The organism is Tritonibacter sp. SIMBA_163, from assembly GCF_046535935.1.
GTDB classification, from domain to species: domain Bacteria; phylum Pseudomonadota; class Alphaproteobacteria; order Rhodobacterales; family Rhodobacteraceae; genus Epibacterium; species Epibacterium scottomollicae.
The window spans coordinates 96,201-122,875 of the sequence record NZ_JAWJBP010000001.1; the positions used below are offsets into that span (position 1 = coordinate 96,201).

Genomic DNA, 26,675 nt, shown 5'->3' on the forward strand with positions numbered 1-26,675 from the left:
CCCGAGCGGTGTCAGCGTCCCCGTGCCCAAGCGTCCTTGGTTGCAAACAGGCGGGTTCTGACGGCGAGAGATACCGCGGCATAGACGATGAAACCGATTGGGTGGTGTAAGATGAGCCCAAGGAGCTGTGCCTTGGACAGCGGACGCGGGTCATCGTTTGCCAACAGCTCGGGGAAGCGCTGCGCGATTTCCGCAACCCCGTGATCCTGTCGGCGGCGCACGCGGACAAGGTTGCGAAAGCCCTCGACCATGGGCCAATGATATCGTCCGGGCAGCCGAATGCGTTCGTTCGGGGTGAAATTCAGCCGGGCAAAGGTATCGTCGGAGATAATGTCAGGCCAGCTTTCCCAGCGTGCCCGCCCCGACGATGTCATCGCAAAGAGACCGAAGCCGGGCGCGCCGGTCGTTACAAATGGCAATTGCGTCCAGACGGCTGCATAGGCGCGGGTTATCGGACTTTTGGCACGTTTCACACAGGGGCTGCCACTGGCATAGCGGGGGGCATCGCTGGCAAGTGCCGTCGCGATCTGCGCCAGCATTCCCGTCTCAACCTGCACGTCCGCGTCGAGATATACGCGCACCTGGCCACGCGCTTTCGCATCCCCTTCGGTCAGCGCGGCGAGCTTGCCGCCTTCGGCGCGTTCCAGCACCGACAGGCTCCACCCCCGAGGAGGCACCATGCTGCGGGCGATTTCAGCAGTCTGGTCCGTGCAGCCATTGGCCAGAACTAGAACCTCGACCTGATGGTCTGGCGGCATGGCGGAAGATGCATAGAGCGCGGCGAGACAATCGGCAATATAGGCCGCCTCGTTATGGGCAGGAATCAGCACCGAAACGATGCGGTTCTGCGGGGATGTCACCGGGCGGCCTCCAGCATGTCCCAACGCGGATTGTTGTCCGAAAGCGTGCGCAAGGCACCCCAGCTGCCCCACCGACCAGCCACCGAAACATCCGAATAGGCGCCAAACAACTGGCCGCCTAGGTCTGGCCAGGCATTCAGCAGCTGCCGGTAGAGTTCCGCCATTTCAGCCGTATAGTTCAAATGGGTGAAAAAGCCGGTCAAAGCGTCGTCATCGACCAATGGGCCGTGGCCGACGACATGGCTGCCGCCCTCGTACATGATCAGATCAAGACTGTGCTTTTGAGCAACCTCCGCATGATAAGGCAGAACGCGGGTCAGAAGATCGTTCAGTGTCCCTTCGGGATCGCCTGCATTCAGCCCGTCTTGCAGCTCCACCGCAGCTTGCGCGACCGCGACGTCATAGCGGTGCTCCGCCACATAAGCCTCTGCTGCGGCACCGCGCAGACCTTTCTCGGCGGCTGCGGTGCGGGCGCGCTCCAGACTATCGGCAATCCAAGCACGGACCATGGGCGCGCGCTCCTGCGTGCCGAGGGACGCCCCGAAGTAGCCGGTGATCGCATAGGCATCAAAACTGCGATAGGGCGGTTGTCGCGTGCCATCCGCTGCCGTCCAGAGAGGCGCGGTCAGGACTTGCTCCTCAAGTCCGAGCCAGCCTGTCTGAGATGAAATGACCCGAACCAGCCGGTTGGACAGATCCGCCTGTTCCTGCCCTTCGGAGAAGACGTCAGTCCAGATCCCGGCAACCTCTGCCGCGCGGCCCCCGTAGTATTGCAACCAAAGCCCATCGCTTCCCCAGGTCGCGCGCGCTTGTTTGTCGGCCCAATGCGCCTGTTGGAACTGCCAGTTCCAGACCTCGTTCGAGTACTCGACATAGGCTTTCAGATCCTCGTCGAGCCCGTCGCGAACCAGCGTCGCGAAATTGCGCACATAGGTGTCGTCTGCCATGTGAGGCAGGGTGAACCACGGGTCGGCACCGATCCGGTTTGCCAATGTCACCAGCACTTCGGCAGGCACACCGTTTGGTGTCCAGGTGTAGTCGGCAAAGCGCGGGCGATCCTCCCAGCCGACCTGTTTCGAGTTGTTGGTCTCCATCCAATCCATGAAGCGCAGGGAGGCAAAGCCTTCTATCCTGTCCAGCCAATCCGGATTGAACAGTGCCCCGCGTTCGAATGCCTGCAGGTCGGATTCACGCACCACCGTGATATTTCGCACATAATCGCCGGTTTCTTCGCGATCACTGCGTTGGATACGGATATCGACCGCGCCCTGGCCAGGGGTGAAATCAAAGGAAACCTCGTTCTTGCCATAACGCACGTTGGTGGCCCGGCCTCCGGCCTCAACGATACCCTGTCCGTCAAACTGCAGGACGTAGCGTCCCGCAAGGCTGGTTGCGGTCTCCGGCAGGTCGTTCAATAGCACGGTTCCGATTGAGCCCAGTTCCGGTGGAATGGCCAGCGGCCAGCCGTCCGGGTCCAGATATCCGGCAGCTCTCAACTCTTCCTCGGTAACGCCCCCCCAGCGGCCCGGTAGATGTCCGATCCAGGCGCGGGCGGTTTTGAAGTGATCGATAAACGGTGCCTGAGGGCTCCAGTCCCGCACGGCGGCGAGGTTCATCGCGACAGGTTGCCGACGCACCTCAGGTTGCAGATCCGGTTTCGGTGCAAAGGATACATCGGCATTGAGGGCCGCAATGGGCGGGTCTGCGGGTAAATCGACGGGATCTGGCGGCAGGCTTGTACGCTCCGAGGAGCCAGTGGCGGCACGGGCCGCAATTTCCTGCAGGCGCTGGGCAAGCTCGGGCGAGGGCGTGGAGTAGGGGGTGCCCCATTCGGTTTTCAACACGCGCGGCAATCCTTCGGGGGAGCTGCCCGTCAGAACGGCGTATTGCACAAGCGCGAGATAGTAGAACCCGATGTCATCCGGATGGATGTCGTCCGAAAAGATATCGCGGATGTTGCGCAGACCGGGAACGGTTCCGGCCTTGATCGCATCATCCAGGCGCCCCAGCGCCTGTCCGGTCGGCAGCAGGCGGATATCACCACCGGTCGCTGCCGTCACCTTGTCAACGATTGACTGCCAGTGCTGCAGGTCGTTGTCGAGCCGGTCACGCCACGCAACCTCGCCGCCATCGTCGAAGGGGACGTCTTCGCCGGTGCCGCTCAGCAGGCTATGCCAGCCCTCTTGAACATATAGAGTGACGTTTGGGTTGGTGGACGCGGCAAGCGTGTAGAAATTTTCCACCGCGCCCTTGGGGTCGCTCCAGCGCAGATGGTTTGCCAGTGGGACAGCTTCTGTGACGATGACAACATCAGCTGGGCGCTCGGCCAGACGGGTGCGGGCGTTGATGCCTTGCGCCTTGTCTGCGTGTTCCCAGTTGTAGCGCAGCGGCGCACCATTGATGACCTGATATTCGACAACGGGCTGGTTGTTCTGACCAGTCGCCAGAAGCTGTTGCACCATGCGAGGGTTTTCCGGACCGATCAGGGAGTGTCCGATCATGACGACAGCGCTGATAAGGTCCGCAGTGCTCATTGTGTCTCCGATATGGCGAAAGAGGATGCGGCCTGAACCCCGGTCCGGGGCAGGCGGGTGACCACGCCCCAGACAATGGCTTGCAGCTGTCGTGCGCCCTCCGCGTCCAGCGCGGTGAAGGAGCTGCCGTCTGCCAGTGTGACCTCGTGCGGCACCCCTTCGGGTGACTGGTGGTAGAGCACCGCATAATGTGTAAGCGCCACGACGTATGCGCCAAGCGGGCTGAGGTGGATCTGGTCCAGGGCGCCGTCCGGCAACCGGTCAAACAGATCGTCGCGGCTGTCTAGACCGGGGATCTCTCCCGCCTCGGCCGCGCGTGTGACGGCAGCGAGCGCCTGCCCGCCAGGGATCAGGTACAAGGGGCGCGGGGGCGCGGATTTGCGATCCTTGGCCAACAGACGACCCAGCCAGAGGTCTTGCAGGTCGTTGTCGATCCGCGTCAGCCACCCGTCCGGGTCGTCCAACCGATGCCAGGTTTCGTAGATATAAAGCCGTGTGTCCGGATTGCCGCGCCGCGCAAGCTGGGCCCAGCGGTGCAGGTATTCGGCAGCATCAAAATACTTGAGTGCGTCGCGCAGTTCGACCATCTCAGTGAAGATGACCGCATCATAATCACCCGCTTGCAACGCGTCTTTTGGGGCGCGCCAAACCGGCGGGGCATTGACCATGTCAAAGTCGAGAATTGGTTCGCTGTCTTCCCAATGCGCCCTGAGGGACGTGCCGGAGCCGCGTTGGACGTTAAAGCGATGATCAACGCCGGAGAGCTGTGCCAGCATGACAGGCATATCCGCACCCACCAGCGAGTGCCCCAGATGGTAGACCCGCATGGCCCCATCGGGCGGAGCAAGCGCGGGCACGTCGTTCAGGGGGCTCTGGCCTGGCCCCAATAACCAGACGCCAACAGCGCCAATCGGTACCAACGCGCCGAGCGCGATAAGGCCACGTCGGGGCAAGTTCAGCAGGCGACGGATCATGTGCAGGGCTCGTTGTTCAGGATCTCGACCGCAGTGATGATTACCCCGCTCCCGATGGCAAATCGACCCTGAAGATGGTCTCCGACACGAAAAGGTGGTTGTGGGGCGGTAAATCTTGCGGTGAAAGACTGTTCTGCCAGGTTGAAGTGCAGCTCCAACCCATCAAAGCCGAAGTAACACGTCGAGAGTGCGTATTGCGCCTTGTATGCGGCTTCCTTGGCGGAGAACAAAAGCTTGCCAGCTTGTCCCGGGTCGGCTTGCGCGGTTATCCAATCGCGTTCTGCGCGGCTGGCAATGCTTGGCCACAGATCCCGCGATAGCGGTGTGTCCTCTTCCACATCTATGCCGATGCCGGGGTGCGTGGCGCGTCGGGCCACTGCCGCCAGAGCGCAGCTGCGACAATGGGTAATGGTGCCGCTGAGGTCGTCGGGCCAAATGGGCGCGCGTTTCGGGCCGATGCGGATGGGCACCGGTGTTCGGTTCAACGCGCGCATCGCCTGATGTGCGGCGGCGCGACCGGCAGCAAACTCGCGGCGGCGCTTGTCCACTGCGTTCTGCGACAGGCCAGCAGTCTCTTCTGGAAACGGCTCAGGAGGTGTGCCGAGCGGATCTTGTGCGGCAATGGCGACCTGATCGGACAGCAGCGGACGCAGCAGCTGCAACCGGACATCTGTCAGGTCAGGGAGGGCGGATGCCTCAGGGGTCATCCGGTCCGCCCCCTGCGATTGGCCCGCATGGCGCGTCGTTTGGACATTGTCTCTGCCCGCTCGGCGGGAGGCGTTGACGGCTCTGCCCGTTCAGCCTGCGAGGAAGTGCCACCGTTTGCAAGCTGCTCGATATGGCCAGCCAACCCGTCCAGTGTCGGGAAGCGGAAGATATCGGTGATCGACAGGCGGTCGACCTTGAGTGCGCTGCGGATGTCACGATGGGCCTGCACTGCCAGCAGAGAATGTCCGCCAAGGGCAAAGAAGTTGTCGCCCTGCTGCACGCCCGGCACCCCGAGGAGCAGTTGCCAGATCTCGGCGATCTGCATTTCGGTGGTGGATCGGGGCATTGTGGTAGCTGCCGCGGTGGGCGAGACGCCCCGCGCAGGCTTCGGGTCGGGCAGCGCCTTGCGGTCGATCTTCTTGTTCGGGGTCAGCGGGAAGGTATCCAGCGTCACGATATGCGCGGGCACCATGACCTCGGAGAGCTGTCGGGACAGCTGCGCCTTGGCGGTTTGTTCCGACACGGGCGTCGACACGGTGACATAGCCCACGAGCCGCTCGTCCGCGCCAATCCTGCGCGGGATCACCACGGCGGCAGTGACGCCTTCGAGTGCGGCCAGAGCAGCCTCGATCTCGCCCAGTTCGATGCGCTGGCCGCGGATCTTGACCTGATGGTCGGTGCGTCCCAGGAACTCCAGCTTGCCGGCGGCGTTCCACCGCACCAGATCGCCGGTGCGATACATCTGCGCGCCCGGGCGGAAGGGATCAGCCGGGAACCGCTCCGCCGTGAGATCAGCGCGTTGCCAATAGCCGGCGGTGACGCCTGCGCCGCCGATGCACAGCTCGCCCGCGGCACCGACGGGGACGGGCTGATCGGCGGCATCCAACACATAGACGGAGGTATTGGCGACCGGGGTGCCGATGGAGGCCACACCCGCTGGCGTGGCTTCCAGGGTTTCTACGGTGGACCAGATCGTGGTCTCGGTCGGGCCATACATGTTGTGCAGCGTGGCGCGGGTCTGGCTGCGCAGCGCGGCGACCAGATCACCGGGTAGGGCCTCGCCACCGACCAGCATATGTTGCAGGCGGCCAAGCACCGGGGCGGCATCCGGGTCGCTGGCGATCATGCGGGCCATTGAAGGCGTGCACTGCATATGTGTGACCCCGTGGCGCAGGATTTGCGCGGCCAATGATATGTCATCCGTCGCCAAGGCCTGTACGCGGTTGGCGCGGCGCAGGACCTCAGCCAGCGGTTTCAGCCCCTCCAGCACCACATTGGGCGCGATGCCGTAATCGATCAGGCAGGCGACCTCACTCACGCCGATGCGCTTGAGATCCTCCACCCGCCCCACCGCGTCCTCGACCGTGCCAAACAGGCCGGAGTCCTCAAAGTAGCGGTCAAAGGCAAAGTCGAGGATCGCCTCCAGCTCTTCGGGGCTGAGACTGCCCAGATCCATCTCAAAGGGATTGTCGACACCTTTGGGTTTCTTGAACGCTGGAAAAGCCCAGGCGTATTGCTTGATCAGCCCGGCAGCCGAGCGCAGGTAGTCCTTCATCGGCTCGCGCGCCACCTCGCGGGCGGCCTCGCGCGTCTCGGCGAGATAGGTGTGCAGCATCAGCGTGACGGTGAAATCCGCCGGGTCATGACCGGCCTCGCGCAGCGCTTGATGATAGAGCGCGATCTTGTCGCCGACCTCGTCGATGCTCTGGCCCAGCAGGTGGGTCAGCACATTGGCACCGACGCGGCCCGCCTCGCGCCAGGTCTCCGGGTTGCCAGCCGTCGTGACCCAGACGGCCAGGTCATCGGAAACGGGGCGCGGCTGGGTGATCACGCTGTGGGTGCCACCGTCCTGCCGCGGAAAGGCGACCTCCTCGCCGCGCCACAGCTTGCGGACGGTTTCCAGCGCCTCGAACAGGGCGGGCTTGTTGGCGGGTGGCGTGTTCTCGGGCCGCAGGATGAAATCATCCGGTTGCCAGCCGGAGGCAAAGCCGATGCCTGCGCGGCCACCAGTGAGGTTGTCGATCACCGCCCATTCCTCGGCAATGCGGGCGGGGTGATGCAGGGGGGCCACGCAGGACCCGGCGCGCACCCCGATGTTGCGGGTGACCGCCGCCACGGCAGCGCCGGTTACCGACGGGTTTGGATAGGGGCCGCCGAAGGCATGGAAATGCCGCTCCGGTGTCCAGACCGCGTTGAACCCATGCGCATCGGCGAATTTTGCCCCCTCAAGCAGGAGTTCGTATTTTTTCTCGCCCGCGCCGTCGTCATTGCCCCAGTAGTAGAGGTTGAAGTCCATCTTGCGGTCGCTGAGCGTGATGGGGCCGTTCGAAAGCTGCAGGCGGCTTTCGTCGCTCGACAGTACCAGTTTGAAGCCGCGTGCCAGGGTCCAGAAAAGCTCCAGCACCGAGATGTCGAAGGACAGGCTGGTGACGGCGAGCCAGGCGTCGCCTGCCTTGTGAGGAATGCGCGCATCCATCGCGGTGAAGAAGTTCGCAACGTTGCGATGACGCACCATCACGCCCTTGGGCAGGCCGGTGGAGCCGGAGGTGTAGATCAGATAGGCCAAATCCTCTGCCGTGGCGCTGTTCGTGATATCGCTCGTTCCGCCCGAGAGGTCGAGCGTGTCCAGACGCAGGGGCAGGGCGGCGCTGTCGGGCAGATCCGGCGCAAGGTCCGACAGGGTGACAACCACCGAAGCCTGACTGTCGGTGATGTAATGCGCGATGCGATCCGCCGGGTAGGCCGGGTCCAACGGCACATATGCACCGCCTGCCTTCAGAATGCCGAGGGTAGCAATCACCAGGTCCATCGAGCGGCGCAGATAGACACCGACATGACTGCCGGGGGCGACGCCCTGTGCCTGCAGATGCCGGGCCAAGGCGGTGGCGCGCTGGTTCAGCTCTGCGTAGGTCAACTGCTGGCCCTCAAAGACCAGGGCAATTGCATCCGGTGTGCGGGCGACTTGCGCCTCGAAGGCGGCGTGAATTGTCTGCTCGCCTGGAAGCGCGGCCTCCGTGGCGTTCCACTCCTCCAGCATTTGTTTGCGTTCGGCGTCGGGCAGCAGAGGCAGTGCGGACAGTGGCGCATCTGACCGGTTTTCGAGGTTGTTGAGCAGGCATTCAAGACGGGCCGCAAGCCGCGAGATCGCCTGCTGTGACAGGTTTTGGGACTGCAGGCGCAGGCTGTCACCGGACTGGATCAGTGCCAGTTTTGCCTGTGCGGGCGGCGTCTGCGTGCCCAGACAAAGCGCCACGGTGGGCGGCGCCTGCACTGCGATTTCCGGCGCGCGGGCCATGATATCCTCGGCAAAACCGCCCTGACGTTCGGCGCGGTCGATCACCGTCGCCATGCGCGATTGAACCGCGGCGAAACCCTCGTCCAGATGCGCCGTCATCGGTACCCAATCGGCAATCAGCCCCGGACGCGCGGCAGACTCCAGGTTGGGCAGGCTCAGCGCGATGGAGCCAGACGCCTCGCCGGTGCTGCGCAGGAGCCATGCAAGGGTTGAAGCCGCCAGCGCCTCCGGAGTGCAGCTTGCGGGCAATTCGACCTCTGCCAAGACCTCTTCGGCGGCGTCGGCCGCGCCAAGGGGCAGGGGAAGCGTCTGCATGTCGGCCAAGGCACGACGCCAGAAGGCTTCCGGTTTCTGGGTAGCAAGAAGATCCTGTTCGAGCGTTTCGATCTCTGCCGGAGAAAGCAGCGGCAGCCTGTCACCCTGTTGCACCAGAGCGGTGGCACGCAGAGGCGCGCCTGCCGGTGATGTCAGCTGCGACAGACTGATGGCACCATCCGCACAGGCCAGGGTGATGTCAGTGTCCGATATCGCCAGAACCTGACCGGGCGTGCCTTCGCCTGCAGCTGCCTGAGCCTGCCCGACCAGCACGACGCGATCCCCGCATCGGATCTTGGCCGAGGTTAGCGGGTTCCAGTAGCCGCCCATGTCCAGCCCGCGCACCACGCGCAGCAATTCTGCCACAGGGCGGTCGCATTGCAGGACACCGGCGGCCTTGGGGCGATCCGCACGGGCATGATACCGTCGTTGGCTCAGATCCTGTGGCTGGCGGCGCAGATCGCCGCTCTCCAGCTGTTCCAGCACTTCGGCAAAACTGTCGAGTGCGGCGCCATAGCATTTGGAATTCAGGCTGAAGGCAGTCTCGTCCTCTGCCACCGCAAACCGGCGCTGGGCAAGGATGTCCCCTTCGTCGACACCGCCCTCGATCAGATGCCAGGTGATGCCATGTTCGGTCGCGCCGTCGAGGATAGCCCAGTTTGGGGTATTGAGGCCGGCCCGTTCCGGCAGTGGGCCATCGTGGAAATTGACCGCGCCTTTCGTGGCCTTGGCGATCACCGCATCTGACAATAGCCGCAGGTTGGCGATCGACAGGAGCCAGTCGAAGGGGCCCTCGATATCCGTGGTGGCATCATAGCAGTTGAGACCGTGCGAGGACGCCCAATCCCGGATGTCAGTGTTATCACTCAGGACGCCACGGATGTCGTGCCCGCGCGCCAGAAGGGCCTCGCAGCAGCCGATCAAAAGGGATTCATTGCCAATGACGACGGTGGAAAATGGCTTCACTTGTGATCCTCCAGCAACGGGGCGTGAACGGGGTCGGTATCAAAGGGTTTGGCCGGGCGTGGGCCTGGCAGGGGCCGCAGCATCCGCGTCAGATGATGACGCAAAAGGTCGCCGTAGAAATGCGGCGCATCGGCGCGCGGCTTGCCAGAGGTCAGGCGGCGCAGCCCATAGACGCTGCCCCCGAGAAGGCGGGCCAGCGTTGCCCCCATCGCATAGACGGCGCCACGGGTCTGGGTGAAATAATGCAGGCGCGAGTCGAGCCAAAATCCGGGTGTACGGGGCCAGGTCTTCATGCCGGTGGAGGCAGATCCCACATGCGCCACGGTGCTTTGCGGCACGTAGTGGGTGCGCCATCCCGCGCGGGCGGCGCGATGGCACAGCTCTGTCTCTTCGAAATAGAGAAAGAACGTCTCGTCAAAGCCACCGACAGCCTCAATCACCTCGCGGCGGATCATCAGGCTTGCGCCGGCGGTCCAATCCACCTGACGCGGCTGGTCCGGGATCTCCAGCGGCACGATAGCATGCTGCAACAGGCGCGAGATCACGCCGGTGCGGGCCGCGCCCTCGAATTCGCTGGCGATGGTGGGAAAGCGGAACAGGGTGCAATGGGGCGTGTCGTCTTCGCCATGCACATAGGATCCGGCCAGTCCGGCACCGGGGTGATCCTGCAAGAAGTCCCGCAGGGTGCGAATGCAATCGGTTTCGGGAAAGGCGTCGGAGTTCAGAAGGTAGTAGAAATCCGGCACGGACCCATCCGACAGCCGTGCCTGAAATCCGATGTTCATGCCGGCGCCAAAGCCGCCATTGACCGACGAGGCCTCGATCCGCAACCGGCCGCTGTCCAGCCAGCCTCGGGTTTCCGCCCCGGCCTGCAACGCCTCGAAAGATCCGTCACCGGAACCATTGTCGATGATCAGCACCTCGCCCGGCAAATCTTCCATCTCCGCCAGCGCGGCAGCGGCGGAGCGCAGGGTCATCGCCGGGGTGCGGAAATTCAGGATGATGGTCAGGACGGTCTGTGTGCGCATCTCTATTCTGCCGCCTTTGCTGTGTCTGGCTGGCGGGCCGTCTTTGCAAGCTGATCGCGGATTGCCTTGCCCAGCACGCTGACATTGGGCGCCAGCACCATGCCGTCGTGATCGCCGGGCACCTCATGGACCTCAAGTGCCGGGGCGTGGCGGGTCCAGTCATTGTCGGGGTAGACATATTCGCGCTCGCGGCTGACCCATTGGCGCCCCGAGACCTGCCAATGACGGTCGAGCACCGGACGATAAAGCGTCACCGGCCCGGTCCAGGGCTGCACCTCATAAGCGGCAACAGCGCGAAGGAAAGCCAGCTCGATCTTGCGATTGTTGAAGCCCGCCGCCGCGCCGGTCTCCGCCGGGCGGTCCTGACGTTTGCGGATCTCCCAGGCGATGCGGTTGCGCAGCCATTCGCCCATGAAGCCGGGTCCTTTTGCGCGGAGTTCGGCAAGCTTGATCAGCGCCTTGTCCAGTGGCTTGAGAGCAGGGCGCACGGGCAACGGCGTATCCAGCAGCACCAGCGCGTCCACCGCTTCACCTGCGGCCTTGAGCTGTTGCGCGATCTCATAGGCGGTGATGCCGCCACCGGAGAAGCCGCCGACCAGATAAGGGCCTTCGGATTGTACCTCTCGCATCTCCGCGATGTAGGCACGAGCGGCGTCTTCAATGCGCTCATGCGGCTCGTCACTGCCGATCAGACCACGCGCCTGCAGGCCGTAGACGGGGCGGTCCTCGCCGAGGATCTGCGCCAGATGCCGCAGGTTCAGCACGTTGCCGAACATGCCTGCAACAATGAACATCGGCGCGGCCTGTGGATCCTTGCCCGGTGCGAGACGTACAAGATGCGTGAAGCTCTGCGGAGAGTCCGTCTCTGCCGCGCTGGAGGGCTGTTCCGCAGCAGGGCCGGTTTCCGCCTCGATCCGGACCGCAAGTGCGGCCACGGTGGGGGCATCGAACAGCACCGACATCGGGAATTCGACGCCAAAGCTGCGCTTGATTTGGGCAAACAACCGCACTGCGATCAGGGAATGGCCGCCGAGGTCGAAGAAACTGTCCTCGACCCCCACTTGCGCCAGTCCCAGCAGGTTGGCGAACTGTGCGGCAAGCGCCTCTTCGGTGGGGGTGCGCGGCGCGATATAGTCTGTGTCGAGGTCGGGACGGTCAAAACTCTGCCCGTCTGCGTCGGGCGCGGTCAGGCCGCTTGCCGCTGCCTGCTGACGCAAAGCCACGAGATCGAGCGAGGAGATCACCACCTGCGACAGGCCGCTGGCGAGCGCGCGCTCCAAGGCGGGGCCACCTTCTTCGGCACGGATGCCGTTGTCGAGATTGGCCAGCAGGCGGCGCTCGTCCGGCGACAGGGGCTGCGTCTGCGGCTCCGCAGTCAGGCCGAGTGCGGTGGCTGTGGTGTCGGTGCGGACGGGCAAAAGGTTGAAGCCGCCGCTGAGCTGCTGCATACGGAAATGTGTGATCTCCACGAGCACTTTGCCGTCTGTGTCGCACAGGGTGATGTCGAACAGGACAGAACTGCGATCCCCCTTGCCATCTGCCAGACGCACATGGCTGAAGATCTCTTGCGTCAGCGGGGCCAGCACCCGGATGGCGCCATAGGACACCGGCACCCAGAGTGTGCTTTGCTCATAGCCCGGCGCCAGCTCGATGGCCCAGCCAGTGGCCAGATCCAGCAGCCCGGGATGCAACAGCGTGCCATCCCCGGTGGCGATTTCGGGCAGCTTCAGCCGCGCCAGCCCCTCGTTCCGGCCCAGGGCCATCGACTGCAAGACATGCCAGCGCGGACCAAAGCGCAGGTTGGCCTCCTGCGGAGAGCGCAGCCGGGTGCCATCTCGGGGCGCCTCCTGTGACGTGCAGCGCGCAGAGATCGCGTCGAGGGGCACCAGCCCGCTGACATGCGACGGCTCCAGCTTCACCACCTGCGCCTGGGCGGTGCGGGCAAAGCCATCGTCTGTGGCGCCGTGGATCTGAACCTCATAGCCGTCGGTGCTGGGCGTCAAATGCATCACCGCCTCGCGCGGGCTGTCATTGTCCACCACGAAGGGCTGCAGGAAATAGAGGTCGCGGATCTCGAACGGGGCGGTGGCGCCAAGCTGGTCCAGCCCCTCGGCGATCAGTTCGATATTGCCGGTGCCAGGGATCAGCGCGGTGCCATCATGGGTGCGGTGGTCATCCAGCAGCCAGTCGCTGCGCGCGTCAAAGCGGCTGCGGAACACCGGCGCGCCGCTGCGATCAAACCCCTGCGTTTGCCAGAGCGCGGCGGCGCAGAGCAGCGGTTCTGACGGGGCAGCGCTGTCGCGCCGGGCGGCCATCGCCTCTGCCGCCATGCCGGTATCGGCCCAGATGCCCCAGTCGATGGCGACCACGCGGGTCTGCCCGCCTCGGCGCGACTTGGCCCAGGCATTGAGGTATTCATTGGCGGCGATGTAGTCCACCTGGCCCGCAGGACGCGTCACGGTGGAGGAGGAGGAGAATAGCGCCATCACCTCCAGCGTGCCATCGGGGAACACCTGATCCAGCACCCGCAGGCCACTTACCTTGGGGGCCAGCACGTCGGCGATCTGGCTGTCGGTCTTGGCGAGCAGGGGCGCATCGGCGATGCGGCCGGCGCCGTGGAACAGGCCAGTGACGGGACCAAAGGCGGCGCGGGCGGCCTCGGCAGCCGCGCGCATGTCCTGCAGGTTGCAGACATCACCGGCCAGGACTAGAACCTCGCCGCGTCCCGTCGCCTCAAGGTCCTGCACCGCGCGGATGCGGCTGGCGATCCGCTCGGTGGGGCTGTGACGGCGCAGGTAGCTGTCCCATTCGGCGCGGGGTGGCAGGGCCTCGCGCGACAGCAGCGTGATGCGGGCGTCGTAATTGTGCATGAGATGTTTGGCGACGGTCAGCCCGATGCCACCGTAGCCGCCGGTGATTAGGTAGTGGCCGCCCTTGCGCAGCGGCACATCCTCGGCCTGCGGCGTGGCGAGCGGCGCCGGGCGGTAGTCCAGTTCCATGCGTTTTGCACCACGCCATGCGGCGGAGTGGTTGCTTGGCTCTGCCAGCAGTTCTTCGAGCAGGCGCAGGGTGAGCACCTCGGGCTTGGCTCCGGACAAGAGCGCGGCAATCCCTTTCGGGGCTTCTGGCAGTTCGATGTCACAGGTGGCGACGGTCACGCCCGGCACCTCGCGCGGGATCACCCCGGCGGGACCGGAAATCATCGCCTTCTCCGGATGGGGCAGGGCCTCGTCGCGCAGCTGCACAGCGCCGGTGGTCAACACGCTGAGATGCACGGAATGCGGAAATTCCGCCTGCGCCAGGGCCTGACCCAGGGCGGTCAGCGACATCAGCCCCATCTCGATATTACGATCAAAGAAGGAGGAACCGGGACGGAAATCCTCGGCATCGGTCACCAACCAGAAATGCGCAATTCTCTGTGGCAACAGATCGGCCTCCGCCAGATCCGCCAGCAGGGCTTCTGTGCCAAAACGGCCCTCTTCGGGTGCCAGTTGATAGAGGTCGGGCGCCAATTGCGCGTAGGTGTCACCAGCACGCACGCGCGCCACTCGGTGACCGGCGGCACTGAGCGCCTCGGCGCAGGCCGTGGCCTGTCCGGTGGCGTCTTCGAAAATCAGCCAAGTCTGTGGCGCAAGGCCCAGCTCGCTTGTCACATCCAGCGCGCAATCGGCCAAGCGCGGCCGCCAGACCGGGCGATATCCCCAGTCGCGCAGGTCGTCATGGCGTGCAGGCAGGGCGATCTCGGGCACCTGCACCGATTTGCCCGGTTCGATGAAATAGCGGCTGCGCTGGAACGCATAGGTGGGCAGGCTCAGGCGGTTGCGGCGGGCATCGCCCCAGACCTGCGGCCAGTCGGCCTCCACTCCACAGGCCCAGAGCCGACCGATCACACCAAAGAAATATGCGTCATCCGCTACATCTTGATCCGGGTGGCGTAGCGAGCTGAGCACCTGACCGGCGGCAATCTGCGGCGCCATCTGTGCCAATGCGCTTAGGGCCTTGCCCGGACCGACCTCCAGATAGACGCGGCCCTTGGTGGCGGCGAGCGTGTCGATGCAATCGGCAAAGCGCACGGTGTTGCGTAGCTGTTCTACCCAATAGTCAGCGCTGGTCGCCTGCTCTGCGGTCAGCGGCAGGCCGGTGCGGTTGGACATCACCGGGAGGTTTGGCGCCTGTAGGTCCAGACGGCGCAGGAAGTCGCCATAGGCCGCGAGGATCGGCTCCAGCATGCGGCTGTGGGCGGCGATGTCGATGGGGATGCGCTGGAATTCCACATCGCGGGCGCGCAGGGTTTCGGCCAGCGCGTCGAGGCGGTCATTGGGGCCGGATACCGCTGTCAGCTCTGGCGCATTGACGCTGGCGATGTCCAGATCCATGCCCACCAGCGCCTCGACCTCGGCCAGCGGCAGCGAGATCGACAGCATGCCGCCGGGTTGCACCGTGTCGAACAGCCGTCCACGCAGCTGAACCAGATCTATGCACTCCTCAAAGCGCATCACACCGGCAAGGCAGGCGGCGGTGTTTTCGCCCATGGAATGGCCGACCATGGCCGCAGGCTTGACGCCCCAGCTCATCCAGAGCTGCGCCAGCGCGTATTCCACGATCATGATCAGCGGCAGTTGCACCGAAGGCTTCAGCAGTGCGGCATCGGCGGCGGCCTCTTCGCCCGCCTCCGGCAGCCATAGCGCGCGCAGATTGAAATCGAGGCTCTTTTCCAGATGGTCCAGCCCCTGATCCATCCAGTCGGCAAAGACCGGCTCGGTTTCATAAAGATCGCGCGCCATGCCGGCATATTGCGCGCCGCCACCGGGGAACATGAAGACAACCTCTGGGTTCGGCCCAAGGTGGTCGTGGGTGAAGACCTGACGCGGGTTTGCGGCCTCTAGCAGGTCGGCGGCCTCGGTCGCGGTCTCGGCCACTACCACGCGCCGCTTGGCAAAACCGCGGCGGCCTTCCTTCAGCGTATAGGCCACATCGGCCAGCTCCACCTCCGGGTTGGCGCGTAGATACCCGGCGAGATTCTGCGTGTTCGCCTCCAGCGCCGATTTGGACTGACCGGACAGGCAGAGAATCTGGAACGGGAAGTCGCTCTCCTCGGAGGCGGTGCGCAGGGGGGCCTCTTCCAGGATGACATGGGCGTTGGTGCCACCGACCCCAAGCGCGTTGATCGCGGCCCGGCGCGGTCCCTTGTGCGAGACCCAAGGGGACAGTCGGTCGTTCACCCTGAAGGGCGAAGTCGCGAAATCTATGGTCGGGTTCGGCTTCTCATACCCCAGCGACGGCGGCAGGGATTTGCTGTCCAGCGACAGGGCGGTTTTGACAAAACCTGCCACCCCGGCCGCGGTGTCGAGATGGCCGATGTTGGTCTTGACCGAGCCGATGCGGCAATAACCGGTGGCGTCGGTGCCATCGCGGTAGGCCTCGGTCAGCGCGGCAACCTCGATCGGATCACCGATATAGGTGCCGGTGCCGTGGCATTCCACATAATCGATGGTCTCCGGGTCGATCCGTGCCGCGGTCAGCGCCTTGCGCACCGCCGCCGATTGCCCATCCACCGAAGGCGCCAGATAACCGGCCTTGGCGGCGCCATCGTTGTTGATCGCAGAGCCCTTGAGCACCGCCCAGATGTGATCGCCGTCTGCCAGCGCATCGCCAAGGCGGCGCAGCGCCACGGCCCCGGCGCCGGAGCCGAACACGGTGCCCTGCGCACGATGGTCGAAGGCGTGGCAATGGCCGTCGGGCGACAGGATCTCGTTCTCCTTGTAGAGATAGCCGCGCCCCTGCGGCAGCTCGATGGTCACGCCACCGGCCAGCGCCATGTCGCATTCGCCCTTGCGCAGCGCCTCGGCGGCATAGTGGATCGCCACCAGAGAGGTGGAGCAGGCGGTCTGCACGTTCACCGATGGTCCCTTGAGGTCGAACACATGGCTGACGCGGGTGGTCAGGAAATCCTTGTCGTTGCCGGTGTGACGCAGCAGGAACATGCCGACGTCATCCACCAGATCCGGGTTGGAGCAGATGTTGAAATAGAAGTAGCTGCCCATGCCGCAGCCCGCATAGACACCGACCTGGCCCTTCAGACTTTCGGGTGTGTGGCCCGCATCCTCCATCGCACCCCAGGCAACCTCAAGGAACTTGCGGTGTTGGGGATCGAGAATGGAGGCTTCCTTGGGGGAGAAGCCGAAGAACTCCGCGTCGAAGGTGTCAAACCCCTGTAGCGGAGCCGCAGAGGGCACGTAGTTTGGATCGCGCAGCACCTCGGCCCGTTCGCCCGCGGCCAACAGGCTGTCCTCATCCTGGATCTCGATGGATTCGATGCCGTCTCGTAGATTGGTCCAGAATGCACGGATGCTGTCGGCACCGGGTAGGGTGACGGACATGCCGACCACGGCGATATCATCGGCGCTGTAACGGTCCCGCTGTTCCGGATCAAACTTCGTCATATTGTCCATCGTTCCCCAAGTTCGGCCTTATGCCCAACCCATTCTTTCGTACCAGCCGGACGCACGCTCCCCACGTCCTGACGGTGTATCCCATGTGGATCGTATTATACACGTCGCACCCCGTGGCGAGTATTGCGCAACATCTTTGGCAGCGTCGGGGTTTGAATATGGCCAAATTGAGATCCTTCGTTGCTCGCTTTCGACGCCCCTAGTCCATAACCGGCCTCAGTCGTTTCCGCCGCGGCGGTGTGTCTATCTCTTGGCGGCCGTCAAAGAGCGCCTTTCTGGGGGCAAAGAGACCGGGGTAAAGCTGGCGCTCCGCATAGCCCAAGAGGGCGCCAGCGCACATCCAGGTCACCGGCACCAACGTATCATTCAGCAACATGTCCATCAGGGTCGCGCCCAGAATGAGCGCGATGCAGGACACGGTTGGCGAAATTTCCCGCTCTGGCATCTTGCGCAGCGCTAGGTAGAGCAACGCGAGCGCACCGGTCAGCAGGCCCATTTCGGCGAGATAGCCGACCCAACCGAAGCTGCCAAAGGCAATGATCCAGTGACCATCGGGGATCGACAGGATACGACCGGTTTCGCCATCTCGGATCAGGTTTCTGCCCCATCCGCCCCAACCGAACATGGGCTTTTCGGCTGCGCGTTCTAGTAGAATTTCTTCATTGTCGAACCTGTACCCCAAAGATTGCGCCCGTTCGGGGCTGATCGCTTCTACCTGTGCCAGGATTGTATCGAGCGGGATCACATGAGCGTTTCGCAACATCGGGTAAATGCAGCCGATCAAGGCGATGATCAGCGCCAGCCGGACCTGGAACCGATGAGACGCCAGTGCGATAACGGGGGTAAAGGCCAGACCATAAGCAAGCGACGCCATGCTCTTGCATAGGACCAACATGCCGAACAGGTAGACCGCTGCGAAAGTAAACCGCACTTTGTTGGGGTTGGTGGCCGTGCGGGCCAGCGCTACTGCCGCCACCATTGCGCTGAACATGAACAACGCAAGCCAAAGCGCATGGGGCAGGAAGACGATGGGGCGATACCCGCCCTGACGCACCATCTGAGCAAAGTCATGCTGGAAAAAGCCGTAGATCCAGACGTTCATCTGCGGGCTGAACCTGATTTCGATCAGCGACGGAACGGTGTAAATGAGGCCGGCAATGACGAATGCCAACAAAATTTCGCGATGCGCCTCAGGGGTGGAAAGATATCGACGCGCGATGAAGAACGGGATCAGCACGATGATCTGGCTACTGATGACAGATGCGAGATCCCGCAGGCGAAGACCTGGCAGCTCTGAATGAAAGAACACGATCGGAGCAGAGTGCGGCACCGCCTCAAACACGATCCGGTCAGAGTTGGTCAGCACCGTCGGAACGGCAGAGAGGACAAAGACCGCGGTTAAGACACGAAGTACCCAGGATCGCGGCATCATTGGTACTGGCTGCTTTGCGACAAACACACAGCCCGCCAGCGCCATGAGCGAGCTGATCGAGAATTTGTCCAGGTCGGGAACAAGAGGCAGGTCGAAGGCTGCAACCGGCGGCAGCAGAAGGTATCCGCCGATCAGGCATAGCAGGATGGCACGGTGCAGGGGTAGGCGCTGAAAGAACACCAACGCCGCGACTGGCCACACCAGCAACATCATCGTCGCAATCGCGTTAGGCACCTAATCTCGCCTCACTTAGACCTAAATCCGTGGGTAGCAGTATACGACAGCTCTGCCATATGTACCCTGCAAGAAACAATATTTACTAACCAGCCGATGAAAAATGATCTGATGCGCCATGCACTTTCTGTTTAACAATCAGCGTATTGTGGTCAATGTCCCAGATGCGCGCAAGTTCTCCGTTGAAATAACGAATAGATTTCAGTGCGCTGAAGGGTTTGCGCTGGCGACCGTCAACCTCGATCACCTGGTCAAGCTGTCACGCGATGAGGTGTTTCTGCGCGCCTATCAGGCGCAGGATTTCATCGTCGCGGATGGTCGCCCGATTGTCTGGCTTTCGCGGATTGCGAACCGGCCTGTTGAGCTGATGCCCGGATCTGATCTGGTCACGCCCCTATGCAAAATGGCAGCGCAGAGCGGCGTCAAGGTGGCATTGGTGGGATCAACGGAACCAGTTCTTGAAGAGGCGCGGACCGCCTTGATGCACTGGGTGCCGGGACTGGAGATCACCTATGTGCGAGCGCCCAGCAGGAATTTTGATCCCGAGGGGGCCGAATCTCGGCAGATCTTGACCGAATTGGCAGGGCAGAAGGTGGGCATGTGCTTTATCGCGCTTGGTGCTCCGAAGCAGGAACGCTTTGCCGCGCTTGGACGGCAATTGGCACCGCAGGTCGGGTTTGCATCGATCGGCGCGGGGCTCGATTTCGTGACCGGGGCGCAACGACGTGCGCCGCTGTGGATGCGTAAACTGGCGTTGGAGTGGTTGTGGCGCATGTTGAGCAGCCCGGCCCGCCTCGTGCCGCGTTATGCGCAGTGTTTCGCGATCCTGCCGAGACAGGTCACGCAAGCCCTGCGGATCCGGCGACAGAGGGATGTGCGCGCTCAGGACAGCTGACGTGGGCTCTACTTGTACTCGATCAGGGCGCGATGCCTGCCGCGCAAGCGGTTGAGGTGAAACTCAACGACACCCTGTGCCTCGGCAAACTTGCCCAGCATGCTATACCACGCCCGCAGTGGGCCATCGAGTCGGGACAGGCGCAGAAACTGCAGCGGGTAGATCAAGCTGAGCACGCTACCAAGAAGGGGAAGCAGGGGCCATGTCAGTGCAATGAGGCCCGGCAAGACCGCCCCCCAGACCATGGCCCGCCTCGTTTCGGTGACCCAATGACACTCGGGCGGCGCACCATGCAAGTGTGCGCCCTCCGCAAAGGCATGACCTGCCCGTCGCGCCCGTTTCCACCATTGCGAAAACCGTGTCATCTGAGCATCGTGACGGGTCATTTCCTCATCTAGTCGCCAGATTTTCCACCCCGCCTTGCGCAACCGCACACAAAGCTCAGGCTCTTCGCCCGCGATCAAGGTGTCGCGGTATCCGCCAACCTGAAGGATCGCATCGCGGCGCATCAAAGCATCGCCGCCGCAGGCCTTGGCCTCACCGATGGGCGTATCCCACTCCAAGTCACACAGCCAATTGTAGATGCTGCCGCTTGGGTTTTGTTCCCGTCGCCGCCCGCAAGCGACGGCGACATCTGGATGCTGTGCTAAAAAATCCGCGCCTTGCCGCAGCCAGCCAGGGTCAAGACTACAGTCGCCATCCAGAAATTGGACCAACCCGCCGCTGGTATTTGCAGACAGCCGATCCAGTCCTGCGTTGCGGGCCCGCGCCGCGGTGAACGGGCGCGACATATCAAGCGAGACGACCTCCGCCCCGCGGGCTTTTGCGGCTGCAACAGATCCGTCGCTGGAGCCGCTGTCGACATAGATGATACGCCTGACCTGTCCTGCAAGGCTGTCGAGGCAGGCCAGCAGGCGCTCGCCTTCATTGCGACCGATCACAACCGCGTCGATCTGCGGCTGCGGCGCGTCAGGCGGCGGGGGGGCGGTGCTCATGACATGCGGCCTCTGTGGTGCCTTTCGGCCACCCGGACCGTAGTCAGCCTATATGGACGAAATCGCAGCTCAATAATCCCGCTTGAAGAAAACACCAAGCCCGGTTTCGCCCTCGCTATCGGCTTTGCCTGTGACGGTCAGGGATTTGGTAAGATCCAGGTTGATGGTCAGCTCGCTATCGCCTGCGGACGTGATGTTGAGGTCGGTGTAGACGTTGTCTGCGAGATATCCGCCCAGCCCGAGTTGCCCAATCCCGAGGTTATCGGCCCCGATGTCCACGTTGTCGGCGCCGGTACTGTCCCGCAGGGCCTTCTGCGCGCCTCCTCCGCGACCGCTGAGCGTCAGGGCGGAGCTTGCCAGTCGGGCCAGAGCGAGCGGCGAGATATCCTGAATATTGTCCCCGAACAAAAGCAGGGCCAATGCTTCTTCGCTGGGGCGCGGAGGGTCGGATGTGACCTTGATTTGTGGGCTGTCCACCTGACCGGAAATCGACAGGGTTGCGGTGCCCTGTTCCGTGCTCGCGGTGGATGTGAACTCCAGATAGGGCTTCAGGTCTCCAAGCAGAGTGATGCGCCCTTCGTCGAGGTTCAGCCTACGGCCAAGGATGTCGAAGGTGCCGCGGATCAGGCCAATCTGTCCCGAGGGCGCAAGATTTGAAGTTGTGCCCCGCACCGTGATGGCGCCGCCAAGCTCTGCATTGAGGCCGCGGCCTCGGGCAAAGATACGGTTGGGGGCGCTGATCAGCACATTGAGCGCGATATTGGTCTTGCTGCCACCGCCACCGGACCCGGTCTCGATCAGCCCGGCCCGTGCTCTGGTGGTGATCTGTGCCCTTGATTGGCCGCGATGTCGGATGGGTGGGATCGGGGCAGCAGAAACGGCACCACCTGCGGTGTTGAGGTTGATATTTGTCTCACCGACATCGATGCGCCCACCAAGGCTGCTGTTGCCGGCCAGCGCACCGGACAGACGCAAATCGCCGCCCAACGAGGTCTTGTAGGAGAGATTGTCGGTCAAGACGACCTCTGCCAGGGAGATCTGCAAATTGCCGTTGTAAGGCGCATTGAGCGAGACCGGCCCGCTGACTTGAATTTGTCCGCCATCCCGCGGGCGCGCGCTGAGCGACAGCGAGGCAGAGCCATTGCTGAGCGAGACTCGGGTGGTGATACCATCTATTGCTTGGGCCGCTTGCGGCAGGACCAGCTGCGCGTCTGCGGTCGTTACGGTTCCGCTGACGGAGCTGAGTTGTGCCGGTCCGCGCAGGGCCAGATCGAACCGTGCCAGCCCCTTTAGCAGGTTCGGCTTCAGAAAGGCATTGGCGCCTTCAAGGCGCAGCGAGCCTTTGGCGGTGATATCCGCAACCGCCTGTGCTTCGTCCCATGTGCCCGCAATGCGAGAGTCGATCCCAAGTGGGCCATCCGCTGTGGTTTCGACGCTCCAGACGCCATTTTCTCGGCTGGCGTCGCCCTTTGCGGTGAGGACACCATCGAGGCCGGGTATCACCTGCTGCAGTTGCCGCACCATTGCATCGAAATTGATACGGGCTGATCCATCATTCTCATTGAACTGCCCGTCCAGCGTTGCAGAAGCCCCTGCTGGCCCCGTGACATCGCCACCGCCGTTCCATTCGCCGGCGCGGCGGGTGGCCGTGATATCTGCGGAGGCGGAACCTCCGAGGCTGGCGGTGAAAGCGCGTACATTTGCGACCTCGGCTTTCAAGCTCAGATCGACATCGCCGGAGGCTTCGGTAAATGACCCATCAAAGCGCGCCGTGCTGTCGCCGGGAGCGGTCAGATCACCTTCGGCCTGCCATTCACCGTTGCGGCGTGTGGCTGTCAGCTTGGTGGTGGCCTGCCCTTTGATAGAGGGGGCAAATTGTTCGATGCGCGCAATCAAGGCTGAGAGATTCAGATCCACAGCGCCCTGTGCTTCGTCAAACGCGCCCTTGATGCGGGCCTGTGCGCCACCGGTCGCACTGAGATCGGTTTGTGCGGTCCAGCGCCCGTCGCGGCGGGTGGCGGTGCCCTTTGCAGCCAGCGGGGCTCCGGCCAGTTGCGGGGCAAAGGCCTCTGGTGCGGCGACGAAGGCGTCAAACGCAAAATCCGCCGCGCCTTCGAGGGTGAAGCTACCGTCCAGATCCATCGACGTCTTGCGCGGGCCGCGTAACTCCGCTGTCCCATCCAGCCGGTCACCTGTGCGGTCAAAATTCGCAGATAAGGTCAGGGGGCCGGGCAGTTCCGGGACGAAGCGATCAAGCCGCGCGAGCCGGGCGTCCAGACGCAAGGCGCCTTCGCCGCTGTCGAGGGTGCCCTGGCCGGTGGCGCTGATCTCGGTCGCCTGCAGGTCAAACTGATCGATCCGCACACCGGATGTGTCGCGCGCGGCCACCAGTTTCAACGTGCTCTCGCCGGTCAACAAGGGGTCAACATCGGCGATCCCGGTGCCCAGGTCCTGTCCGGTCAATGCCAGATCAACACCAAAGGCGCCGCTCAGCGGTTGGAAATGGCCTGTTATATCGGCGATTGCTGACCCAGACAGCGACAGCCCGGCAATCTCGGAAAAACGTTTCAGGTCGTCGGCGGTCAGCGCAAGCTCGGTTGCAATGCGAAGGTCGTTCTCGACGCCGTTGAAGCGCACATCTCCGCGCGCCGCGTAGCTCTCGCCCTGTACGTCCAGATCGCGGATCAGGAAATCGGCACCCTCTTTGGTGGTCAGGCGGGCGCTCAGGGTAAGGTCGCTGCCAGTGGCGGCGGCGAGGGCTGGATCTGCCAGAACAAACCCGTTCAACCGCGCGTCAATGGCCCCGTCAAGCGCAAAGCCTGTGCTTTGATCCAATGCGCCAGCCGCGTTGATGACGGCGCGGGAAATGGCCATATCGGGTGTTCGTAGTTGGTCCAGCTCACCGTTGATCTGCCAGTTCTCGTCCGCCGGTTTCTGCAGGGTCAGGGAGACACCGGCAACAGTCGTGTCTGCACCGGGCACCGGCAATATGACAGCAGCCTGACCGTCAGGTGGCGTGATCGCAGCCTTCAGGTTTGCGGTCTGCAGGTTTCCCGCCTCCAGGGAGAGGGCTCCGGTCAGTTGCAAGGCGCGGGTGCGTAGCGCGAGGCTCTCCAGCTCTACGCCGCCGCTTGGCAAGGTACGCCCTTTCAGATTGGCCCGCAGGCCCGGACCGAAAAACGGACGATAGGTCGGCCGTAATAGCGGATCGATATTGCCACCCAGATCGGCGGCAAATGCCAGACCTGCGTCCGCGCCGCCGGCAACATCGGCAAGCCCGGTAAGGCTGACAGTCCCGCTGATCCGGTCGTTGCCATTGGTTGCAAATCCAATGTCTGCGGTGAAATCCTCAAGCGGGCCCGCGCCTTTGATCGCGAGGCTTAGGTCCGGACGTCCGGGAATGTCCATCACATCGGACAGCAACCCACCGGAGGCCTCTTTCAAGGCAAGATCCAGTGACAATTGCTCTGTCGAGTTTGAGAACGATGCCGCCAGAGAGAGTGCGTCGCCGCGCCGGTCGAGACGGGCGACACGCAGAGTGGTGTCCAGCGCACCGTCCGCAAGAGACAGGGCGCCGGTCACGGAGAGGGAGGCTTCCTGCCCTGCAAGCTCCTCTCCCAGAAGGATTTCATTTGCGGCGATTTCGCCGATCTCTAGCGCAACGGGCAGATCCGGCAGCGAGAAGGGCGTCGCCTCAGGTGTTGGCAGGTCCGGATCGGCAGGCAGGGATTTGGGGCTGCGTTCAACGATGATACGATCTGCTTTGAGGCGGTTGACCGAAAACCGCCCTCGTACCAGCGCCAACCGGTTCCAGTCGAGTTCAGCGCCTTCGACGGTCAGCCAGACGCCGTCCTCGTCCGAAACTGTCAGACGGGCAATCTTGGCCTGTGAGGAGAATGCCCCTTCGAGCCCCTGCACGTTTATGGAGCGGCTGTCGCCTGATAGCGTGTCTTCCAGAAAAGAAACCAGCAACCCGCCCGATTCCGAGGCGTCTTGCTGCGCAACTGCAGACAAAGGCGTCAGGGCGGTGCAGGTGGTTAGGCCGGTGACGGTGACGAGGGTGCGAACGGTATGTTTCAAAACGCCTGTCCTATGCCGATGTAAAACTGCAGCCCGTCCTCGGTATCACCTGAAACAGGCATCGCCAGATCAAGGCGGATCGGACCGATCCCGGTGACATTATACCGCACGCCGAGGCCCGCGCCTGCGTGGAATTCGCTGTCACCGCTGACAAAGCTGTCTTGGTCAACAAAGCCTGCGTCGTAGAACCCGACGAGCGAAATCGTGTCGGTGATCCGGCCACGCACCTCGCCCGACAGCGCCAGGTATCCGCGCCCGCCTGCTGTCTTGCCGCCGACGTCGATGCCGAGGGACTGGAACTCCTGCCCGCGCACGGAACCGGCCCCGCCAGAGAAATAGAGCAATGTGGGTGAGACGTTATTCTGGTCGGGCCCGATCAGGGAGCCCAGCTGAACACGCCCGGCCAATACGATGCGACCAGAACTGCCGAGCGATTTATATCCACGGGCGTCGATGTTGATCTGCACGCCGGGGTCGCCGCCACCCAGACCGACGAAGGGCACGATCTCGCCATCAAGATAGTAGCCGGCGGACGGATCGGTCTTGACGTTTCGTTTGTCCTTTTCGCCCCTCAGGCGCCCGGCAAAATACTTGAATTCCCGGTTGTCGCCAAAGGCATCATCGGCTTTGACATAGCGCAGTCCCAAAGCACCTTCGACAAATGTGGTGTCAGAGACGATGCGCCGAACCCCGATGGCAGCCGTGGCGCTTCTGGCGGTGTAATGCTCTTCCTGCAATTGCTCCAGCGCAGCGAGGTAAAACAGCGTTCTGTCCGTGCCAAGGGCCGCAGGGCGGTCCAGACGCGCCGAGACGCTTCCGTCGAGTTCGCTGGTGCCAAGGCCGCTGACAGACAGGTCGATCTTCAACCGCTCTGCCGCGCCGAAGAGATTGCGGTGCATCCAGCTGCTGCTGAGTTTTACCGCTTCGGACGAAGACACCTCAACGCCGAAGGTAAAACGGCGCTTGGGCTGGTCTTCCACCTCGGCGATGAAATCAAGCGTGCCGTCCGGGTTTGGTGTCTCTGCCTGCTTTACCGTCACGGTTGAAAAAGCGCCGGTGCGGCGCAGGCGGGTGGCGGATTTCGACACTAGATCCGGGTGATAGGTTTGCCCCGTTGCAAACCCTGCAATGCGCTGTATCGCTTCGCGCCGCACGTCGGACTGTCCGGTGATCCGCAGATTGCCCAGCTGCAGCCGGGGCCCCGGCGCGATCTGTAGGTCCGCATCGAGGCGCTGTTTGACCGCATCGGCGGTGATGGACTGATTTGACAGTTCTGCCTTGGCGTGGCCCGCGCGGTCCCATGCGCCCAGTCCTGCAGTCGCCGCCTGTTGAATGACACCCGTGCTTGCAGGGCGCCCGGATGCAAAATCCGCTGGCAGATCGGCAGGTTCATTGGCTGGCAGTGGTCTGACTACGGCGCGACCGAAGGTGAAGGAGGGGCCGGGATCAACCGAGATGTCGATCTTGTCCACTGATCTCGGCGGGTTCAGCAAATTGATTGCCGCGGCTTCGCGCCCATCGAGACGAATGTTCACGACCGGTGCAAAATATCCGGCGTCATAGAGCACCTGCACCAAAGTACGGTAGTCGGACAGCGCGGCGGCAATGATTTCCTGCAGTTCTGCACCGTCGCCGAGGATCAGCGCGGCGCTAGCGCCCTCCAGCTTGTCGGTGAGCTCCTCCGGTGCTTTGGGTGCGGAGAGGTTTGCCTCAAGCGCATGAAGCGCGGCCCCCGGAAGCGCCACGCCAAAGCCGATAGCCAGAGACAGGGGCCGCAGGGCGCGAAGAAGGCGGCGCGCGGTCGGGCGCGGGTGGCGAAAGCTGGTCATTGGGTCTCCGGCAGCGAGCAATCGGTTTTCTTGTTGTCCGAGGCAGGTAGGCCGGCGGAACATTATGTCGACGCTACA

Annotated in this window: 12 protein-coding genes; 1 reads left to right on the plus strand and 11 read right to left on the minus strand. The window is 63.3% G+C overall.

The genetic code is table 11. The annotated features are described in order from the left end of the window. Positions 1-11 precede the first annotated feature (11 nt). The 8 genes from R0J92_RS00425 to R0J92_RS00460 all read right to left on the minus strand — a co-directional run bounded on the left by R0J92_RS00425 (position 12) and on the right by R0J92_RS00460 (position 18,798). Positions 12-860 (minus strand): glycosyltransferase, encoded by an 849-nt coding sequence (locus R0J92_RS00425; protein ID WP_411050347.1) that lies wholly within the window; start codon positions 858-860, stop codon positions 12-14. Continuing rightward, positions 857-3,394 carry a hypothetical protein gene (locus R0J92_RS00430; protein WP_411050348.1) on the minus strand — a complete coding sequence of 846 codons (2,538 nt, stop codon included), beginning with the start codon at positions 3,392-3,394 and terminating at the stop codon, positions 857-859. Before R0J92_RS00430 ends, R0J92_RS00425 begins: the two co-directional genes overlap by 4 nt. Next, positions 3,391-4,368 (minus strand): hypothetical protein, encoded by a 978-nt coding sequence (locus R0J92_RS00435; protein WP_411050349.1) that lies wholly within the window; start codon positions 4,366-4,368, stop codon positions 3,391-3,393. The genes R0J92_RS00430 and R0J92_RS00435 overlap by 4 nt, the downstream gene beginning before the upstream one ends. Beyond that, complete coding sequence (locus R0J92_RS00440; RefSeq protein ID WP_411050350.1) at positions 4,365-5,075, minus strand: 4'-phosphopantetheinyl transferase family protein; 711 nt, start codon at positions 5,073-5,075, stop codon at positions 4,365-4,367. The genes R0J92_RS00435 and R0J92_RS00440 overlap by 4 nt, the downstream gene beginning before the upstream one ends. Beyond that, a complete protein-coding gene (locus tag R0J92_RS00445; RefSeq protein WP_411050351.1) occupies positions 5,072-9,652 on the minus strand; it encodes a MupA/Atu3671 family FMN-dependent luciferase-like monooxygenase in 4,581 nt (1,526 codons plus the stop codon). The genes R0J92_RS00440 and R0J92_RS00445 overlap by 4 nt, the downstream gene beginning before the upstream one ends. Next, the gene (locus tag R0J92_RS00450) at positions 9,649-10,680 is read right to left on the minus strand and encodes a glycosyltransferase family 2 protein (RefSeq protein ID WP_411050352.1); all 1,032 of its coding nucleotides are present in this window, start codon (positions 10,678-10,680) and stop codon (positions 9,649-9,651) included. Before R0J92_RS00450 ends, R0J92_RS00445 begins: the two co-directional genes overlap by 4 nt. Positions 10,681-10,682: 2 nt before the next feature. Further along, positions 10,683-17,132, minus strand: a complete 6,450-nt coding sequence (locus R0J92_RS00455; RefSeq protein WP_411050353.1) for a type I polyketide synthase — start codon at positions 17,130-17,132, stop codon at positions 10,683-10,685. A 199-nt stretch (positions 17,133-17,331) separates the two neighbouring features. Continuing rightward, on the minus strand, positions 17,332-18,798 hold the full coding sequence (locus tag R0J92_RS00460) for a hypothetical protein (RefSeq protein WP_411050354.1): 1,467 nt from the start codon (positions 18,796-18,798) through the stop codon (positions 17,332-17,334). Between the two features lie 118 nt (positions 18,799-18,916). On the opposite strand from R0J92_RS00460, the gene R0J92_RS00465 reads away from it, so the two are divergent. Further along, on the plus strand, positions 18,917-19,693 hold the full coding sequence (locus R0J92_RS00465) for a WecB/TagA/CpsF family glycosyltransferase (protein ID WP_411050355.1): 777 nt from the start codon (positions 18,917-18,919) through the stop codon (positions 19,691-19,693). A gap of 8 nt (positions 19,694-19,701) precedes the next feature. Here the strand turns inward: R0J92_RS00465 and R0J92_RS00470 are convergent, their stop codons facing one another. From R0J92_RS00470 to R0J92_RS00480, 3 genes are all read right to left on the minus strand, one after another. After that, on the minus strand, positions 19,702-20,688 hold the full coding sequence (locus tag R0J92_RS00470; RefSeq protein ID WP_411050356.1) for a glycosyltransferase: 987 nt from the start codon (positions 20,686-20,688) through the stop codon (positions 19,702-19,704). Positions 20,689-20,757: 69 nt separating this feature from the next. Then, positions 20,758-24,768, minus strand: a complete 4,011-nt coding sequence (locus R0J92_RS00475) for a translocation/assembly module TamB domain-containing protein (protein ID WP_411050357.1) — start codon at positions 24,766-24,768, stop codon at positions 20,758-20,760. After that, positions 24,765-26,597 carry an autotransporter assembly complex protein TamA gene (locus tag R0J92_RS00480; protein WP_411050358.1) on the minus strand — a complete coding sequence of 611 codons (1,833 nt, stop codon included), beginning with the start codon at positions 26,595-26,597 and terminating at the stop codon, positions 24,765-24,767. Before R0J92_RS00480 ends, R0J92_RS00475 begins: the two co-directional genes overlap by 4 nt. Between the last annotated feature and the right edge of the window lie 78 nt (positions 26,598-26,675).

What these genes read in the sequence shown, in the direction of transcription:
- R0J92_RS00430 (WP_411050348.1), bottom strand. Translation starts at nt 3,394, where the DNA reads ATGAGCACTGCGGACCTTATCAGCGCTGTCGTCATGATCGGACACTCC.
- R0J92_RS00480 (WP_411050358.1), bottom strand. Translation starts at nt 26,597, where the DNA reads ATGACCAGCTTTCGCCACCCGCGCCCGACCGCGCGCCGCCTTCTTCGC.
- R0J92_RS00450 (WP_411050352.1), bottom strand. Translation starts at nt 10,680, where the DNA reads ATGCGCACACAGACCGTCCTGACCATCATCCTGAATTTCCGCACCCCG.
- R0J92_RS00435 (WP_411050349.1), bottom strand. Translation starts at nt 4,368, where the DNA reads ATGATCCGTCGCCTGCTGAACTTGCCCCGACGTGGCCTTATCGCGCTC.
- R0J92_RS00465 (WP_411050355.1), top strand. Translation starts at nt 18,917, where the DNA reads ATGCACTTTCTGTTTAACAATCAGCGTATTGTGGTCAATGTCCCAGAT.
- R0J92_RS00455 (WP_411050353.1), bottom strand. Translation starts at nt 17,132, where the DNA reads ATGGACAATATGACGAAGTTTGATCCGGAACAGCGGGACCGTTACAGC.
- R0J92_RS00440 (WP_411050350.1), bottom strand. Translation starts at nt 5,075, where the DNA reads ATGACCCCTGAGGCATCCGCCCTCCCTGACCTGACAGATGTCCGGTTG.
- R0J92_RS00470 (WP_411050356.1), bottom strand. Translation starts at nt 20,688, where the DNA reads ATGAGCACCGCCCCCCCGCCGCCTGACGCGCCGCAGCCGCAGATCGAC.